Origin of the sequence: Hyphomonas atlantica corrig. (assembly GCF_017795365.1) — a bacterium.
In the GTDB taxonomy this organism is placed as follows: domain Bacteria; phylum Pseudomonadota; class Alphaproteobacteria; order Caulobacterales; family Hyphomonadaceae; genus Hyphomonas; species Hyphomonas atlantica.
On the sequence record NZ_CP051254.1, the window covers coordinates 2,215,734 to 2,233,531 of the forward strand.

At 55.8% G+C, this 17,798-nt stretch carries 9 protein-coding genes; 3 read left to right on the forward strand and 6 right to left on the reverse strand.

Features of this window, described 5'->3' with window-relative positions:
- Nucleotides 1–23: 23 nt before the first annotated feature.
- Entirely contained in the window at nt 24–1,220 is a 1,197-nt protein-coding gene (locus HF931_RS10795; RefSeq protein ID WP_273240089.1) for a PucR family transcriptional regulator, read from the forward strand.
- Nucleotides 1,221–1,304: 84 nt separating this feature from the next.
- Here HF931_RS10795 and HF931_RS10800 read toward each other — a convergent pair whose 3' ends face one another.
- The 6 genes from HF931_RS10800 to HF931_RS10825 all read right to left on the reverse strand — a co-directional run bounded on the left by HF931_RS10800 (nt 1,305) and on the right by HF931_RS10825 (nt 12,594).
- Entirely contained in the window at nt 1,305–3,413 is a 2,109-nt protein-coding gene (locus HF931_RS10800; RefSeq protein WP_273240091.1) for a beta-glucosidase family protein, read from the reverse strand.
- Nucleotides 3,414–3,546: 133 nt separating this feature from the next.
- Nucleotides 3,547–6,207, reverse strand: a complete 2,661-nt coding sequence (locus HF931_RS10805) for a TonB-dependent receptor plug domain-containing protein (protein ID WP_035550413.1) — start codon at nt 6,205–6,207, stop codon at nt 3,547–3,549.
- Between the two features lie 238 nt (nt 6,208–6,445).
- Nucleotides 6,446–8,263, reverse strand: a complete 1,818-nt coding sequence (locus HF931_RS10810) for a carboxylesterase/lipase family protein (protein ID WP_273240093.1) — start codon at nt 8,261–8,263, stop codon at nt 6,446–6,448.
- 115 nt (nt 8,264–8,378) lie between these two features.
- A complete protein-coding gene (locus HF931_RS10815; protein WP_035550414.1) occupies nt 8,379–9,035 on the reverse strand; it encodes a TetR/AcrR family transcriptional regulator in 657 nt (218 codons plus the stop codon).
- Between the two features lie 46 nt (nt 9,036–9,081).
- Nucleotides 9,082–11,187 (reverse strand): beta-glucosidase family protein, encoded by a 2,106-nt coding sequence (locus tag HF931_RS10820; RefSeq protein WP_051602586.1) that lies wholly within the window; start codon nt 11,185–11,187, stop codon nt 9,082–9,084.
- 18 nt (nt 11,188–11,205) lie between these two features.
- Nucleotides 11,206–12,594 carry an MFS transporter gene (locus HF931_RS10825; RefSeq protein WP_035550417.1) on the reverse strand — a complete coding sequence of 463 codons (1,389 nt, stop codon included), beginning with the start codon at nt 12,592–12,594 and terminating at the stop codon, nt 11,206–11,208.
- 172 nt (nt 12,595–12,766) lie between these two features.
- Between HF931_RS10825 and HF931_RS10830 the strand changes: the two genes are divergently transcribed.
- Nucleotides 12,767–14,623, forward strand: coding sequence for a long-chain-acyl-CoA synthetase (locus tag HF931_RS10830; RefSeq protein WP_162175959.1), 1,857 nt, complete (start codon nt 12,767–12,769; stop codon nt 14,621–14,623).
- 74 nt (nt 14,624–14,697) lie between these two features.
- Complete coding sequence (locus tag HF931_RS10835; RefSeq protein ID WP_273240095.1) at nt 14,698–17,787, forward strand: glycosyl hydrolase; 3,090 nt, start codon at nt 14,698–14,700, stop codon at nt 17,785–17,787.
- The last annotated feature ends 11 nt before the right edge of the window (nt 17,788–17,798 follow it).

The following is a 17,798-nucleotide window of genomic DNA, read 5'->3' on the forward strand; positions in this document are numbered from 1 at the left end:
CCTTTTCGGGGTATAGTGAGTGCATGATGAACAGTTTCGATGGGCGCGTGGACGAGCTATTGCGACAAGGCGCAGAGCGTGTGCTGAAGGCGCCGCAATCCTGGCGCGATGAGGTGGGCAAGGCCGTGGTCACCGCTATCGAGTCGGACAATTTGCCCTTCGTTGAAAGCGTCATCCGGCGAGAAAACCTGATTGGCGTAATGCACTGGGCCAATTCCATTCTGTCAGATCCGAACGGGCCGATCACACCGGTTATCTCTTCGGAATTGTACGCCATCATTCGCGAGCAAGTGCGCAAGGGAGAACTTGATATTTCGCTGAACGGGTATCGGGTTGCGCAGAATATCACCTGGCGCCGCTGGATGCGGATCGTCTTTGACCTGACATCTGACAAACACGAGCTTAAGGCCGTTCTGGATCGTTCGGCGCGCAGCATTGGTGACTATACTGATGCGGCTTTAGCGATCCTCTCGAGATTCATCGATGCAGAACGGGCTGAACTCGCGAAAGGGGCGCCGGCTTTACAGCGAGAAGTGCTGCAACAGGTATTGAGCGGGAAATTGGGGGATCCGTTTTCCGCTGGTCAAAGGCTGGGGTATCGTTTTGATCGCAGCCACACAGTTGTTCGAATTTGGGCGATGGATGTGCAGCCTGATAGCGCCCTGGTAAACCGCGCGACAGATCAGATAGTACAGGTTCTGGGGCACGCGCCGGGGCTGCGCGTTGAGGAGGGCGAAAGCTCCATATTTCTTTGCTTTGACAAGCAGATCCAGGCTGCTGAATTGGAGTCAGAGTGTCCGGACGGCGTAATGGTGGCGATCGGACGTTTGGGGCAGGGGTTTGCCGGGTTTCTGGAAAGTGCAAACTCTGCGCGCATTGTGCGCAATATTCTCGCGGGGGCGCGGAATGGGCGACGCGTTGCGGACCATGATCTGGTCAGGCTTCAAACAGTCTTGATCCCGGATGATGGCGCGTTCCAGCGGTTTGCGTCTGATGTCCTCGGAGACTTGCTCAGGGCGCCGGAGGATTTGAAGCGCAACCTCCTCACATATCTGAAACAGGGCTGTAATGCGGCGTATACGGCCGACCAGCTTGGCATTCACCGAAATACGCTCAATCGGCAATTGGACCGGGTGAATGATTTGCTTCCTCAGGCCTTGGGAGACGGCAACCGTATGAACATCGCTGTCGCGCTCGAAGGCTTGCTTTGGCGGCCGTAGGATTGGCGGTCAGGAAGGATCAATGTCGATCAGCAGTGGAGCAAGCCCACCCGTTGAGCCACGTTCTCAGGCTAGCCCTCGAAATCATATCGTCACGCTGGCATTCAGCAGAGCTGCCGGATCGCTGGTTCCGCCGACATGGATCGTGTGCGTGCCCGGCTCGATCCGCCAAGTGCCGGTGCTGGTATCATAGTATTTCAACTGTTCCAGCGGCACGTGGAAACGGATTGTCTTTCGTGCCCCGAGGGCAAGGGTAGTACGTTCAAAGCCGCGCAACAATTTGTTCGGGCGATACACCAGATCCCCCGGGAAGCCGATGTAGAGCTGAGAAATTTCTGTTCCGGCGGTGTCGCCCGTGTTGACCAACGTGACTTCGGCATCGATCCCTTCCGCCGTAGTGCGAGCCTTCAGGGCGCGGTAGCTGAACTGTGTGTACGACAGGCCATGGCCGAACCAGAACATCGGCTCGGTTTCCGTGCTCTCAAGAAGCGTATATCCGTGGAGTGGGCCGTATTCGATCTCATCAGCATCTGGATCAAAGAACGGGTAATCGGCTTCTGAATACGCAACCGAGAAGGGCAGCTTTCCGGAGGGATTTACTTCGCCATAGAGGAGGTTTGCCAGGGCAGTGCCGCCTTCCATACCCGCATAGAAAGTTTGCAAGATGGCTCCCGCCTTATCGGCCCAATCACAAATGATTGCCGATCCGCAAACAAGCACGACGATTGTGTTCGGGTTATTCTCGGTGACCGTGTCAACAAGCGCTTGCTGATGGTCGGGCAGGCGTAGTTTGCGCCGGTCTCCACCGCGATCCTTACCGCTCCCGAGAGGTCCGGCGTTTTCGGCGGACTTTTCTTCAGATGTCTCGGATTGCGTGCTTAGATTTCCTGGAATGTACTCGCCTTCGTCATCTGCGGTGGTGCCGACAATGACGATTGCGATCTCGGCATCCCGCGCTGCGGCGGCAGCTTGTTCGAGATCGGTTTCGTCGCCAGCCAAAGTCAGGTTGCGTCCGACATATGTGGAAAGACCTTGAAGGGGCGTAACCACATGAGGCGGCCTGACCGTGGAGGAACCGTGATCCCCCGTATTGGCGATTGTCGCCAAGCTACCGAAAACCGAGACGTTGCTGGATTTCCTGAGAGGCAGGACGCCATTATTGGTCAGAAGCACAGCGGATTTTTCAGCTGCTTCTCGCGCGAGCGCTACATGCTCCTCATTTGCCACCATATCAATCGTGTAGGCTTCAAATGGATCTTCAGCCGCTAGAAGTTTGTAGGCAGTGGTCAGGATTCGCCGACAGGCCGTGTCGATTACACTCGGTGCGACCGCGCCTTTCTTGACAGACTTGATGAGGTTTTGCCCGAAATAGATCGGCTCCGGGTTTTCTACGTCGAGCCCCGCAGCCGCTCCATAAGGTTTGTACACGCCGAAAATCCAGTCTGAGTGGACGAAGCCTTCAAAACCCCATTCACCGCGCAGGATGTTTGTGAGCAGGTCGTGATTCTGGCCGCAATACTCACCATTCATCTTGTTGTACGCACTCATCACAGTTGCGCAGCCGGAGTCGAGTACGCGTTTGAAATGCGGCAAGTAGACTTCGCGCAACGTCCGGTCATCGACCTTTACATCGACCTTGAAACGAGAATTCTCGATTGAATTTACAGCGAAATGTTTGACCGTTGCGGCGACATTGTGGGTCTGGATGCCTGTGGACAATGCTGCCCCCATCTCACCGAGATGATAAGGGTCTTCCCCATAGGTTTCCTGCGCGCGGCCCCATCCTGGATGGCGCAGCAGATTGATGCACACCGCGCCGGAAAGATTGCAATCCTGGGCGCGGATTTCCTTGCCCATAGCCTCGCCAATGCGTTGTTCCAGGTCGCAGTCCCAACTTGCGCCGCGGGCCATCGTTGTGGGGAAACACGTTGAATTGCCGCGGGCTACGCCGCGAGGGCCATCTGTAAAGTAAAAGGCTGGTGCGCCCAGCCGTTCGCATCCGCCACCTGCCTGGTAAGGTTCTGCGCCCCAGCGATTATTGGTTCGTTGCATGGACTCCATGAATCCCCGTCCAGACATCATGGCGACTTTTTCTTCGAGGGTTGCGTCCTTGATGACGCCTTCAACCATCTCCCGAATTTCAGCCTCGCTGAGGCCTTTCCGGGGGGCGTAGTTTGGGGGGGTGTCGCTCAAGGGAAGCTCCTTGATGTTTGTGGGAGGACGTAACTGGAGATGGGGTGTCGGAAAAAAGGGAGTTTGCATCCGGTATGGACGCAAACTCCGTCAAGTTTTGGAGATTTGACTGCCTTTCTCCATTTGGGACCGATTAGAACTTTGCTTTCAGGCCGAGATAGATAACGCGACCGAGGGTGGACCCGTTCGCGAAGCCATCTCCATCCGCGAAGAATGGTGGATCTTCGTCGATGAGATTGTCGACATTCAGCGTCAGTTTGAGTTCGTCGACATAGTCCGGCGTCGGCAAATCGTAGCCAGCATAGTAGTTGACAGTCGTGAAGCCATCGACGCTAGCTGTCGGGTTTGCGTCGTATCCGGAGTTATGATTGATGCGGACGGTTGTATCAAAGCGATCAGCATGCCAGCCGAACGTGGCAACGGCTTTCAGCCGACTGACGCCAAATTCCAGTCCATCAGAGGCGGACGCGCCTTCGAAGGGAGTAACATCGCGATTGAGCGCATAGGTTCCGCCGAGGCTGGAATAGAAGGCGCCCATGTCGGTCGGGTGCAAGTAGCTGACTTCGAAATCAAGGCCATCAGTTTCGACTGAACCGAGATTGATTCGGCGCGCGTCCAGAACGACGTATGGAGAAGATGTTGCGAATACGGTGGCGATGTTCGGCAGCCCTTCGACCCGAAGGTCGCCTGCACGTGCCAGCACCTGCTCAAGTGTCGGATTGATATCGTACAAGCTATCATAGGCCGGCGTCAGGAAGAATGCTGGCTCAAGAATAGGCGGCACAGCGATCTGGTTCTTGAAGTCCACCTTGTAGTAGGTCAGGCTTGTGCGCCATCCCTCAAATGCGCCGCTTGAAGGGGCCCAGTCGAAACCGATGGTCATCGTGTCAGCTTCCTGAGGCTTTATGTCAGGATTTGACCCAGCGACCACGACCGTGGGACGGAACAGGTCGGTCGGCAGCGAGTCCGGGGCGCGTACCGGGCTGACCGGAATGATTTGATAGCGCAGATCTGCCCCGCCGACAGAGTCGTTTAGCGAAGGCGCATTGAACGATGTGCCGACGGATCCGCGAATGGTCAGATCCTCAATTGGCTTGTAGTTGAAACCGACTTGCGGATTTGTCGTGTCACCCGCATCACTGTAGGAGTCGTGACGGGCTGCCAAGGACACCTCAAGGCTACCGGTGCCGGAGTCTTCAGACAGGATCGGAACCAGAACTTCTCCGAAGAAGGAGGTGATCTCGCGAGAAGGGTTTGCTTCATAGCGCGTTGGATCACTGCGTGTTCCTTCCAGGATTGCGGCGTCCAGAGATTCCTCGGTGTATTCCGCGCCCACTGCCAGCTTGACGGTTCCGGCCGGCAATTCGAACGCATCGCCGTCCAATACGGACCGGATCTGGAACAATTCCTGTTCTGAAACGCCGCCCGTTGTGTAGTCACGCAAAGCTGCGAGAACTGCCGGATTTGTTTGGCTGAGATCATAGGGGTTCAGCGCAGTTAGTGGGTTTGAGGAAGCCAGCGCTGCGGCTTGAAGCGCCGGGTTGATCTTGGGTTCGAGGATCTCATTGTCGCTCTTACCGTAATTCAGTGACGAGGTTAGATTCCAGGAATTATTGATCTTCCAGGAAAGTTTGGGCGTAATCCCCCATGCACTCAGGTTTGTCGTGAATTCTTCCGTATTAGTCCCAAAGACTTCGTCATAACTGAAGCTAACCTGGTGGGCGGGCTCTCCTACAATGGTCTGGAAAAACGGGTTGGCTGCGGTAATCAGGCCGCTGCCGCTGAGGCCTGTTCCCAGAAGCAGTCCTCCACCTTGGTTGGTGACTTCGCGGTCTGAGTAATAAGCCGTAACGTCGAATACGAGAGACTCACCAAATGACTGGGTGAGGTTGGCGAAAGCACGTGTGTTTTCCTGTTCGGGATACAGGGTCGTGAAGTCAGTCTCAGCGCAACGGTTCTCGCCCGGCAGGCGGTTTGGCAGAAAGAAATTGATGTCGCCAAGCGTAATATGTCCGGGCGAACAATTCAAAACACGGAAGTCATCGCCACCGCGAGACGTATGGTCCTGCTGAACATAGTCGCGATCTCGACCGTATACTTCATCATTATTCGTATGGTTGAGCGTGATGTACGCATCACCTGACTCCCATACCTTACCGAGTGAGAGAGAGGCGTCAGAGGATTTGTACTTGTCGCCGAAACCGTGCCGGTAGCTGGCTTCAATACCGTCAATCTCGTTTCGTGTGATGAAGTTGATCACGCCGCCGACAGCGTCAGAACCATAGGTGGCCGACCCACCATTCGCGACAACTTCCAGGCGGCCCAGAACTTCTGGTGCAATCGTTGTGACATCTGGCGCAGATTGTAGCGCGCCTGAGCCGACCAGCCGGTGGCCATTGAGAAGCGTCAGTGTAGTGTCTGACCCGGCGTTTCCAAGATTTCGGATGTTGGGTCGCGGGAATGGTACGCCGACATTGCCTAGTGCGGTTGGCAGCGTATTGAAGGTGTTCGTCACCTGCGGAACGCGGGCCAGCAGGTCGATGGAAGATGCCGGTGCGATCTCGGCAATGGCTTCCTGATCTATGCTGAGCACGTTTGCACCAACTGGGCTGACGCCGCGAAGCAATGTGCCAGTAGAAACCGTAACCGTGACGGTATCGAGTTCTCGAGAGTCCTCATCAGTGACCGCAGGTGGCATATCGGTGGCGTCCTGTGCCATTGCGATAGGCGCGACGAATCCCGTGCTCGCCAGAGCGACAGACGAAAGTAACAGCTTGCGCTGGATGTTTCCCATAATTTTCCTCCCTTCGCACAACGTGTGCGGGGCCGTTGGCCCATCTTTTCTAATCCGCTGTCCGACGTTGCGTTCAGCAGCTGATTTCGTGAGGGGACGATGCTCCGAAACCTAAAAACATGTCAAGTGCAATCTTTTTGGCTTGGGCGAGTTTTTAAGTAATGCGTGGCAGGTGTGGCAGAGATGTGGAGGGTGGCCCCAGGCTGGAGCGCGATTCCGCTCCAGCCTGGTTTCGTGGTCAGGAGTTGCAATGATCAGCCTGGTAGGCTTCCCAAGGCTCCATTTCACCGCCAACGATGTTCATGATTTCCAGTGCCATATCAGCGGTTTTGCATCGCACACTCTGCTTGCGAAAGCGCTTGTCATCCTGGAAGGCTTCGAACAATTCCTCGGCTGATGGAATATCGTGGATCATTCGGACGCCGCCATCCTCCTCTGTGTCAAGGATCATCAGTCGGTCCGTGTCATCACCTCGTTTCCAGGCGGACCATTCTGGTAATGTGCCGGAGCGACCTTTGCCGGGGGCGCCTTCATAGGCGAAATTGGCCCAGTACTCCATCATTTTTCCGGATAGCGATTCGCGGCCAGCCCTGTTTTTCTTGTTGAAAAACACGCCCATCGGGTCTCCGACCTTGTCATCAAAACCGCCAATAACGAATGGGATCTCGAGTGAATGAGAAGCACCAACCAGGAAGCTCACATCCGTTGTGAACGCTTTGCCTTGCTCGTCCCAATCAAACCGGTACGTGTAGACAGGCGATGACCGATGACGTGTCCAGTAATCAGCCACTTCTTCGACCCCATGATAAGACCAGAGGGCATTCGGATAGTATCCGTATGCGGTGTAGGCTTTCTTGTTTTTTGGCCAGAATGCGATGTTGAAGAAATTGCCGACCATTTCCTTGTCGACGAACGCTATGCCTTTGAATTCATCCTTCGTGGTGCCGACCATCAGGGGCACATCCCGCATTTCGGAGCCGTTGATGAGGGCATTGCGAATGCCTTCTTCTGGCAAGGCAACGCCGTCGTGGGAAATATCGACCGGATTGATCAACCCAGCTGCGTCTACCGCGATGGGGAGCTTCTTGTAGGCGTCAAAGATCTCAGCGGGCGACATTGCCCGAAGGCGCGTGGCCAACTCCTCAGGACTCATGGAGTCCTGGGGGGGGAGACTGCCCATATCGACCAAGTGAGCGACAAATTCTTGTGACGCAGCGCCCCGCCGACGCGCTTCGTTGGCGGGGCCATCAACAGCATCCTGATAGGACGTACTGCGAAACCCGCCGCTCTGGACGATCGCCTTATGGAACAGGTCTTCGGTAAGTGGCGAAGAAATCAATGCGGCGACGTTAAACGCGCCGGCCGATTGGCCGAATACGGTTACGTTGTTCGGATCTCCACCAAACGCGCTGATGTTCTTCTGTATCCATTCGAGGGCGGCAATCTGGTCCAGCGTGCCAAAATTCATGGAACGGTCGAGATCTGTTTCGGCCGTCGACACGATCGAAGGATGCCCGAACCACCCCATCATGGCGAGGCGGTAATTGATGCCCACAACGACAACATCTTGTGATTGAGCCAAGCGACCCATTTCGTATTGTCCGGCATAGCCCCAGACATTGGCGCCGCCGTGGATCCAGACCATGACCGGCTTGGGCTCACTGTCCGAATTCGATGGGGCCCAAACGTTCAGATACAAGCAGTCTTCTTTTCCCGCGAGCTCGCCTTCTTCGCGATCGGGCTCAAAACTGCTGGTCAGCTGAGCGCAGCGGTTGAAGGGAAAGGTGGCTTCGAGTGGCGTGTCCCATGCCTCGACCGGGCGAGGCGCACGCCACCTGAGGTCTCCGACCGGCGGAGCCGCAAAAGGAATTCCGTACCATGCAAAGGCATCATCCCGACCGCGCGTGCCTATAACTTCGCCGTCAGCCAATGTGCGCCGAGTTGCTTCATCCAGTTCGTAGGTTAACGCTGGCACTTCGGATTCGGTTTTGTCGCCACAAGCCCCGAGTGCCAAGCCGGCAATCAGGGCAAGCGATAATGTTCGGATACGTTTCATGTTCTCCCCAGAGATTGTCTGTTTCTGATCTGCGGGGAGGATACACTCAAAACATTTCAATGGAAATGTTTTTATCGAAAAACAGTACGCTTATCTGCGCTTCCAATTCTTGAAACTAGCTTCCGTTGCGCACCAGCACAGCCATGACAGCATCGATGTGCTGCTCAATTGCTGGGTTCTTTTGCAGGTCGAGTTTGTGGAGAAGCTTGATTTCCTTGGAGAGGACAAAGGGCATCTGACACATTGAAACGATAATGTAGAACATCGAAACCGGTGGCAGATCGGGCAGCAGTCCTGATTTGATCTGTTTCTGCGTTTCCTTCATCAGGATCTTGTGGGCAGGCTTGATGAAGTTTTCTGCCATCCACTCGAGCCGCGGGCCGCCGCGCACGGATTCTGAAATCATGATGCGTGCATGGTCAGGGTTGTTTGCCGAATAGCGGATGTAGCGCGACAGGAACTCCCGCATGCTTTTGACGGGATCTTTTATGTTCAAAAGCTCCGTGCCGTCCTCACCATAGACGTGCATGCGTAGCTGGTGGAACATCGTCTCGATGGTTTTCTTCCAGAGCTCTTCTTTCGTGCCAAAATGATAGCGGATCGCGCCATGCGTCGCGCCAGCCTCGTCCGCAATGTCGCGCGTGTTGGCCCCGTCATATCCGCGTTCGGCGAAGGTTTTCATCGCGACTTCAATGATTCGGGCGCGCGTCTCGATGGCTCGTGCTTGCACGGGTTGCTGGGGTGTTTTCGTGGCCGTTTTCGAATTTGTCATGCAAATTCCTTACACTGGCTTTGGGCTGGGGACCATATGGCAATCTTCATGAGTCGTCTGCCGGCTCTGTTTCAAAGCGAACGGTGCGGGTGAGTGCGTCTTCGCAATTCGCGCCGATATGTGCCGTATGACCAACAGGTTCGACTTGCCAGGACCGTGAGGTCTCGTCGTAATAGGCCAGGTCCTGATGGGTCACGGAAAAGGCGACTGTTTTTGTTTCGCCCGGGCGAAGGAATAGTTTTTCAAAACCTCGAAGCAGTTTGACGGGGCGGTCGATCAGGCTCTCGCCAAAGCCGATGTAGAATTGCACGGTTTCGGTGCCGGGTTTGTCGCCCGTGTTTGTAACATCGATCTCGAATGTTGGCAGTTTGTCGCCCTTTGTCGCTCTGATGTCGCCATATGTGAATTCAGTGTAGCCAAGGCCGAAGCCGAACGGGAAGGCCGCACGCTGCCCCGATTTTTCCAGCAGCGTGTAACCGTGGTAGAGACCGTATTTGATGTCGTCTGCTTCGGCATCGAAGAATGGCAAATGGTCCGCATCGGTCGGAATTGTGAATGGCAGGCGTCCTTCCGGATTGATGTCGCCAAAAATGGCCGAGGCAAAGGCGTTGCCGCCTTCCATGCCGGGGTACCATGTCATCATGATTGCCGCAGGTTTGTTGCGCCAGGATTCCATGATGACCGCGCTGCCGGACATTACGCCAACCAGCAGACGGTCATTCGCATCCGACAGTTCAGCGATCATGTCTTCGTCGGATTTCAGCAGATTGAGGAACGATCGATCACCGCCGCGCGATGGCATTTGTTTGTCCGGGTCCAGACCTTCCAGGGCTTCATTTCCGGGGATAAACTCTCCTTCATCCTCCCAGGTATAGCCAACAATGGCGATCACCACGTCAGCAGCCTTTGCGCATTCGATCATGCGTGCAGGGTCAGATCCGTCGTCAAATACAATCTGCGTGTCTGGTCCGGCGGCAGATTTCAGGCCATCAAGGATCGTAACCGCATAGGGCGGGTTCACGCTGGATGAACCTCGATCACCGAGATTCACTTCGGCGGCAAGTTTGCCGATCACAGCGATTGTTTGCGGCTTGTCGCGATCAAGCGGGAGCAGACCGTCATTTTTCAGGAGGACGAAACTTTTCCCGGCGACTTCCCGCGACAACTGGATATGGGCTTCGCAGGCAAGGTCTTCTTCGGAATAGGTTCTGGGATCGTCGGCCCGCGCGAATGTGAACTGGGTGCGCAGAATGCGCGTCACCGCTTCGTCGACATGTGCCTCATCCACTTCCCCACGTTCGACAGCGCCTTCGAGGTTGCTGCCATAGAAAATTCCTTCGGGCATCTCGACATCCAGACCAGCCGTAACTGCGTCGGCGCCGTAACATCCTTTCACCCAGTCAGAGTGGACGAACCCTCTGAAGCCCCATTGCTCTTTCAGAATATTCCGCAGCAACGGAACGCTGTGGGCGCAATAGTCGCCATTGATCTTGTTATAGGCGCTCATGACGGACGCGCAGCCTGACATCAGCACACGTTTGAAATGCGGCAGGTAGACTTCATGCAATGCGCGGTCGGTGACGCGCACATCAACCTTGAAACGCGAGTTTTCGATGCTGTTGACTGCAAAGTGTTTTGCGGTGGCGATGATGTTGTGGGTCTGAAGTCCCTCTGTGAGCGCTGCGCCCATTTCACCGAGGTGCACGGGGTCTTCGCCATAGGTTTCCTGTGCGCGGCCCCAAGCCGGATGGCGCAGCAAGTTGATGCAGACGGCACCGGATATTGAGGCGCCAAGCGCGCGCGCTTCAATCGCGATGGCTTCACCCACGCGGCGTTCAATGTCGCGATCCCAGGTCGCTCCGCGCGCCATGGTGACTGGAAAGCAGGTGGTATTCCGCTTGTGTCGCGCGCCTCTCGGCCCATCGCAGAAGTATAGCGACGGAATATCGTGACGTTCGTTGCCGCTGCCCGCAGGATAGGCGCGTTGACCGAACTGTCGATTTTCCTCGCCAAAGAACTTCTCGAAGAAGCCGTGTCCTGACAGCATCTTCACCTTCTCGGTCAGAGACAAGTCATCGACGATGGATTTGACTTCCTGCTCAAGAGCCGGGTCCAGAGGGGCCGTGTTGAAGTCTTTGTGTGCATTGACCATAGGGCGTGCGGGGTCCTTTTACTGAGAGTCGGAATGGCTTTCGCGCAGCTCGATGTCACGGACGATCTCTCGGTGTCGCGCCTGGTCGAGCTTGTAGTTGAGGATCAGGACGAGACAGGTGATCGCCGCCATGAAAGGGATGACAGAAATCATGAGTTTCAGGCCCATCAGCGCCTGTGGCGTCTGCTCCTGATTGGCGACATATCCGAAAGCATCGAGCAGGAAGCCGCTGAACAGGGTGGCAACGCCAAGCGACAGTTTCTGTGCAAATGCGATTGCGCCGAAAACAAGCGATTCAGACCGAACGCCGGTTTTCCATTCGCCATATTCAACCGTGTCAGGAAGCGTGGACCAGACACTGACATAACTTGCCGATGATCCGATCGCCCCGAAGATTAGGATCAGCGTAACGACAAGAGCCGTCTCCACAGGATTAAAGAAAAGTAGCGCCGTCGTGATGGCTGAAATGGAGGCGCCACACGCCCAGACGGCCCGTTTGCCTATCCGCCGGGAAAGAAAGCCCCAGATCGGTACGCAGAACATTACCATCAAAGTGATGCTGAACATCACCACGCCGAACAGGTGTTCGGCATTCAGATTGTATTTCAGGTAATACAACATCGCCTTGCCAGCGATGGTGGAGCCGATACCCCCGATCACTGTCGTGGCGAAGACGATCCAGAACGCAGAGTTCTGTCGCATCATGCGGGCTTGGTCACGCAGGGCTGCGGATGGCTCGTTCTGGTCAATATCAGGCTCGCGCGTGAAGACGGCACATGCCAGGACGGCGGCGGCGCCGAGCGCGGCGTACACCATTGCCAGGCGTTCAAAACCAAGCTTGAGGTCCCCGCCGCCGAGCACCGCAGCGCCGTCTCGTGTGAATGCAGCGATCAGGATGCCGGCGGTGGTGGCGAATACCATTCTGTAGACTGCCAGCGCGCTTCGCTCGTTCGGGTCCTTCGTCATGCGAGCCGACAAGGATCCATAAGGAACACTGACAACTGTGTAGAAAGTTCGGAAAATGATCTGCGTGGCAAAGGCGTAAAGCGCCAACGCACCCAGTTCGAGATTGCCGGTCCTGAACATGAACATGAAGGACAAGCCGAGCGGAATTGCGCCAAGGAAAAGGTAGGGGCGGAAGCGGCCAAGCCTTGTGCGGGTGCGGTCCGCGAGCAGACCGACGAGTGGGTCTGTCACCGCATCCCAGAGCATCGCTCCGAAGATCACGAGCCCGGCCATGAAGTTCGGCAGGCCCGCGACATCAGTATAGAAGAACATGGCGAAAAGATTCGTCATGTTCCAGAAAATATTGATGCCGAAATCGCCGAGGCCAAACCCGGCTCTGCGTCCGAAGCCGATTTGGGTGGCAGGCGAGACCGATAGGCCCTGAGACGCAATAGAGTTCATAAAGTGCCAATGTCGGCGCAAGCGGCCGACATCCTCCCGTAAATATTTTTGCCAAGCCTGTTGCCGACCGGTTCAAACAGAAATAATTTCAATTGGAGAAAATTACAATTGCCATTTGTGATCTGTTGCGCGAGCTTAGCGATCAGATAAAAAGATTACAAGTGGAGAAAAAGTGGAGGAAGCTTTGGATTTGTCGCTTGCGAAGCGGGGTGCCAAGCCTGCGGACCAATCTGATCGTCGTGATGGCGGCGCACTTTCCCGCTTGTGGAAGCAGATTGTCTATACGGCAAAGCTCCGACAGATCGATCAGGACACCAAAGCTTTCACGCCGCTTGGGTCGGTGCTGATCCCGGACGTTCTTGAAGGCACGGTTGATCGCTTCGCGGACAACACCGCTTTTATCTTTGAAGGCGCGCGCTCCACCTATGCCGATCTTGAGGCGCGGGCGAACAGGATAGCGGCCTGGGGGCAGAATATAGGGCTGAAGCCCGGAGACACGGTCGCCCTGTTCATGGACAACCGACCGGACTATGTCGCGGTGTGGTTCGGCCTGTCGAAGATTGGTGTGATAACGGCGCTGATCAATTCGCATCTGTCTGGCACCGGCCTGACGCATTGTCTTAATGTGGCTGAAGCCAAGGCAATCATTACCTGTCAGGAGCTGGACGCCCGTGTGCGGGACATTCGCGCCGATCTGGTAGACAGCACTGTGCCTGTCGAAATTCTTGATCCGGGCAGCACGTTCTCCAACTGGCTCGAAACTCTTTCCTCGGATCGCCCTGACCGATCTCAAAGGGATGCCTTGCGGGGCAAGGATGTCGCGCTTCTAATCTACACGTCCGGCACCACTGGCCTGCCCAAGGCGGCGAAGATGACCCATGCGCGATGCCTGATCATGATGCGCAGTTTCGCGACCCCGTGCCAGGTCGGGCCTGATGATGTGATCTACGAGACGCTCCCGCTCTATCACGGGACAACCGGCGTCTGCGGTGTGGGCATTGCGTTGACCACGGGGGCCGCAATCCTCTTGCGTCGCAAATTCTCGGCCAGCGCCTTCTGGAACGAAGCCCGCGAGTATGGCGCGACCATGTTCATCTATGTTGGAGAGCTTGGGCGGTTCCTGATGAACCAGCCACCCAGCGATGCGGAGCGGACGCACAAGATGACCCGTGGCCTCGGGAATGGCATGCGGCCTGATGTTTGGCGGCAATTTGTAAACCGAACGGGCATCAAGCAATTGTTCGAATTCTACGGATCAACAGAAGGTAATATCTCTCTCATCAATCTGGATGGAACGATTGGGTCGGTGGGCTGTGTGCCTCCCATCATCCGTAAGCAGATGTTGATAAGGGTCGTGAAGACCGACCCAGTTACAGGTGAGATCCTTCGAACGCCTGATGGCCTCTGCATGGAGGCAGATATAGACGAGCCCGGCGAGGCCATTGGTGCAATCAAGCAGACGGAAACCCGCAACAGTTTTGAGGGGTATAGCGACAAATCCGCGACTGAGAAGAAGATCCTGCGCAATGTATTTGAAGCAAATGATGCCTGGTTCCGTTCGGGTGACCTGATGCGCCGGGACAGGATGGGACGTTTCTATTTTGTGGACCGGGTTGGCGATACTTTCCGCTGGAAGTCGGAAAATGTATCGACCACAGAGGTCGCGGAAGTGATGTCCCATGTTCCGGGGGTGACCATTGCCAATGTGTTCGGCGTGCCCGTCCCAGGGTTTGACGGCAAAGCGGGAATGGCGGCTGTGTCGGTCGATGAGACGTTCTCAGTGGCATCTGTATACGAAGAGATTGCAAAGCATTTGCCGTCATATGCACGGCCCGTCTTTCTGCGTATCGTCGACGGCCACGACACAACGGGGACGTTGAAGCTGTCCAAAGTGGATTTGGTCAAGCAGGGCATTGACCGGCTTGCGAACGTGGATGGCGTTTTCATTCTGGACGAACGGGAAAAGAGCTACAGGCCGTACACCATCTCGGACCGGGATGCGCTGGCCGAGGGTGCGCTGCGCCTTTGACGGCGTGGCATACCTGCTGAACAATCATTGCTGGCCGGATCAACTGCCAGCCGACAAAACACGAGGGAAGAAACATGGGCCGGATATTGAAGTGGCTGGGAATCGGCATCGGGGCGCTTGTCGTGCTTGCACTGCTCGCGGTGGCGATTGGCTGGTTCTGGCTGAATGGCAAGATCAAATCCCATATGACGCTTCCGGATAATAATCCCGAGGTGAGCAGTTTGCTGGAGTATCGGGAGCAGGTCAGCGCACCAAAAAGCGCGATGAATCTCAGCTATGAACTTGACCTGACCCAACCGGGAGCCCTGACCCATCCGCCGGAGGAGCGCCGGCCGTGGACCCGTTGGTGGTGGCCCGGTGGAGATGTTTCGGCCGAGACGGCATGCGCGCAGCTGGCAGCCTTTGATGCCAAAGGGTTTGGCGGCGTCGAGATTCAGGCGTTCGCAGCGGGACTCGATATTGATTCAGACGAAATCCAGGCAAGTATTCGATCGTTCGGATCAGATGAATTCAACGCCGAACTCTCCGAGGTCATGGCGTGTGCATCAGACCTGAACTTCGATTTGTACTTGAACCATCTGAGCGGTTGGCCGGCAGGTGGTCCACAGGTGCCGGTTGATGAAGGACTTCGGGAATTGCGTTTCTCCGAGAAGACAGTTTCCGGTGGCCGAGAGGTCAGTTTTGATCTGCCAGCACCGAAAGCGGGCTTTGGGGACCATCTGATGGCCTATGGCGAGATGGCGTTCAGCCATGCGTCGCCCGGGGCAGACCTGAACAATTTTGTGCCCGAGCTGGGCCAGCTGGTAAGCGTCGTCGCGGCCAAAAAGATTGGCGGAAAGCGAGACGGAAGTCCGATGGTTGCGACCGACACTGTAGAGCTGGACGGTGCAACGGCTATTGTCCTGACAGACCGCGTTGTGGATGGTCGGCTGTCCTGGGATGCGCCTGAAGGCGAATGGGTCATTGTTTCGGCGTGGAGCCAGCCCTCCGGGTCTGCACCGGTTCTTGTGGCCGGGGATTCTTCCGGCTTCGTTGTGGACCATCTGGATACAGAGATCCTGGGCGGGCACTACGCCTACGCGTTTGGAGAGCGCACAGGTTTGAGCGCGCATTATGGCGAGGGGTTCACCGGTTTCTTCAATGACAGTATCGAATTTATGGCAGACCGCTTGGGCACGCCTGATATTCTGGAGGAGTTCGAGAGCCGTCGGGGATATGATCTTGAGCCACATATTCCTGCTGTCTTCGTCGATGTGCGCGATAATTTCTATGTGCGAGACGTGGCTCGGGTCTACGCGGCACCAAGCTTCAAACTAACAGGAAACGACGAGCGCATTCGCTTCGATTATCAGAAGACAATTTCTGATCTCCTCGTGGATCGCTTCGTTGGGGGGAGCGCGGATTGGGCAGAGGCCCGGGGCTTGCTGTCCAAGGGCCAAAGCTACGGAATGGATTTGGATGCGATTCAGGCACTTGGTCGCAATCACATTCCGGAGATGGAGCAATTGTATGGCGGCGGTTCGGAATTCTCGTTGAAGCTCGCGGGAGCTGCGGGACTGCTCTATGACCGACCAGTTATCGCAAGCGAATCCTTCGTGTGGTCGGAAATGGGCTATGCTGTTTCGCCGGCACGGATCAAGGCGGCCGCAGACAAGCTGTTCCTGTCTGGCGTAAATCAGATTCTCTATCATGGCGTGCCCTATGATTCCGATCGGCCAGAATATGCAGAGGCATTCGGTGAAATGGGCTGGCACCCCTTCCACGGAAGTGGCGGAGAGTTCAATTATTCCGGAAACTATGGGCCAGAATCCTCAATCTGGAATACGTTGGAAGAGATCAACACCTATCTGGTCCGTTCACAGAACCTTCTACAGGCAGGTAAGCCAGATGCTGACGTCCTGATCTATTATCCATTCCTCGGATTCCCAAGTGAGTTGTCCAACAGCGAGCAAGCAAAGGATCTGTTCCTCTTCATGGGCGCTATGCCTGACGAAGTCGACCGCGCTGATAAAGAGGCAAGTGGCAGCATTCCCTTCGTCAAGCTGCCTGAGATCGAGAAACTGGAAAGCACGCTTTGGCTCGAACGCCTCATGCCGATCGTAAAAGAACTGGATGAGCGTGGCATTACATGGACCTGGGTAAATGATGACGCACTCACGCATCGTCTCGATACGCTCAATACGGACCAGAAAATCCTGTTGTTTGATGCGCCGTGGATCGAGCTGGAATCGGCCCAGGCGCTTTCGGCCATATCGGATCGCGTCGCTATCATGGGGCGCGCACCAACCCGTCAACCAGGTTATTTGGATCATCAGGTGAGAGATGCCCAAATCGCCGACATAATGCGCGTGCTGGAAGCCAACCGTACATTGTCGGATGCGGGCGCGTTGCAAGCCTGGGCGAAAGGAAACTTCGTCTTTGCCGGGGCCAGCACTGTACGCCGGGTTACCCGTGTTCAGTCGGATGATAGCGCAATTCACTTCCTCTCAAACCAGAGTGCGACGGCGACCCGCGTGACTGTGGACGTGACGCTGGATGAGGGTAGCGGTCTCTATGCATTTGATCCGAAAACAGGTCAGGCATTCAAATTTGAGGAGGCCAGCCAAGAGCAGGTCGAGCTTGCCTTTCCGGCTCTGGCGTCTCTCTTCCTGATCGAGACGCCCGGCGAACTGCCCGGCGCTGTCGTCTACGAGTCGTTGCCCATTGGCGAAGGCATTTCATTGACAGAGTGGTCGCTGAAGGCTGGCACCTTTGAGGCCGAGTTGGAGTCTCCACTCGTTGATGCGGCAAGCCTTGAAGCGTTTCGTGACGAAGGGACGGGGCTTGTTTATTCAACCACCACTTCTGTGTCCGAGATCCCGGGTCCGATCTATCTGGTGATGGAGCGCGTCGAAGGTAGCGTGGCGGTTTCGGTGAATGGAAGCGACTTGGGGCGGCTTGTGCTGCCACCGTATGAGATCAATATCTCCTCCGCGCTTCACGCAGGCGAGAACCAGATCACGCTGACCGTAACGCCGCCTCGGTTCCACGAACTGGTTGCGCGAGCAGAGTCCGGTGAAGAACCGAAAATGGAATTCATGGCAGGGCTTGGAGAGAAGAAACATCCAAAGATTGGATTGATCGGTGATGTTCGCCTTGTCACTCAATCTGTTCTAAATCCCTGATTTCAAATAAG

Bases quoted from the DNA above. Each gene is read 5' to 3' on its own strand.
- HF931_RS10820 (WP_051602586.1), bottom strand. From the start codon at position 11,187: ATGGTCAATGCACACAAAGACTTCAACACGGCCCCTCTGGACCCGGCT.
- HF931_RS10795 (WP_273240089.1), top strand. From the start codon at position 24: ATGATGAACAGTTTCGATGGGCGCGTGGACGAGCTATTGCGACAAGGC.
- HF931_RS10805 (WP_035550413.1), bottom strand. From the start codon at position 6,207: ATGGGAAACATCCAGCGCAAGCTGTTACTTTCGTCTGTCGCTCTGGCG.
- HF931_RS10810 (WP_273240093.1), bottom strand. From the start codon at position 8,263: ATGAAACGTATCCGAACATTATCGCTTGCCCTGATTGCCGGCTTGGCA.
- HF931_RS10835 (WP_273240095.1), top strand. From the start codon at position 14,698: ATGGGCCGGATATTGAAGTGGCTGGGAATCGGCATCGGGGCGCTTGTC.
- HF931_RS10825 (WP_035550417.1), bottom strand. From the start codon at position 12,594: ATGAACTCTATTGCGTCTCAGGGCCTATCGGTCTCGCCTGCCACCCAA.
- HF931_RS10815 (WP_035550414.1), bottom strand. From the start codon at position 9,035: ATGACAAATTCGAAAACGGCCACGAAAACACCCCAGCAACCCGTGCAA.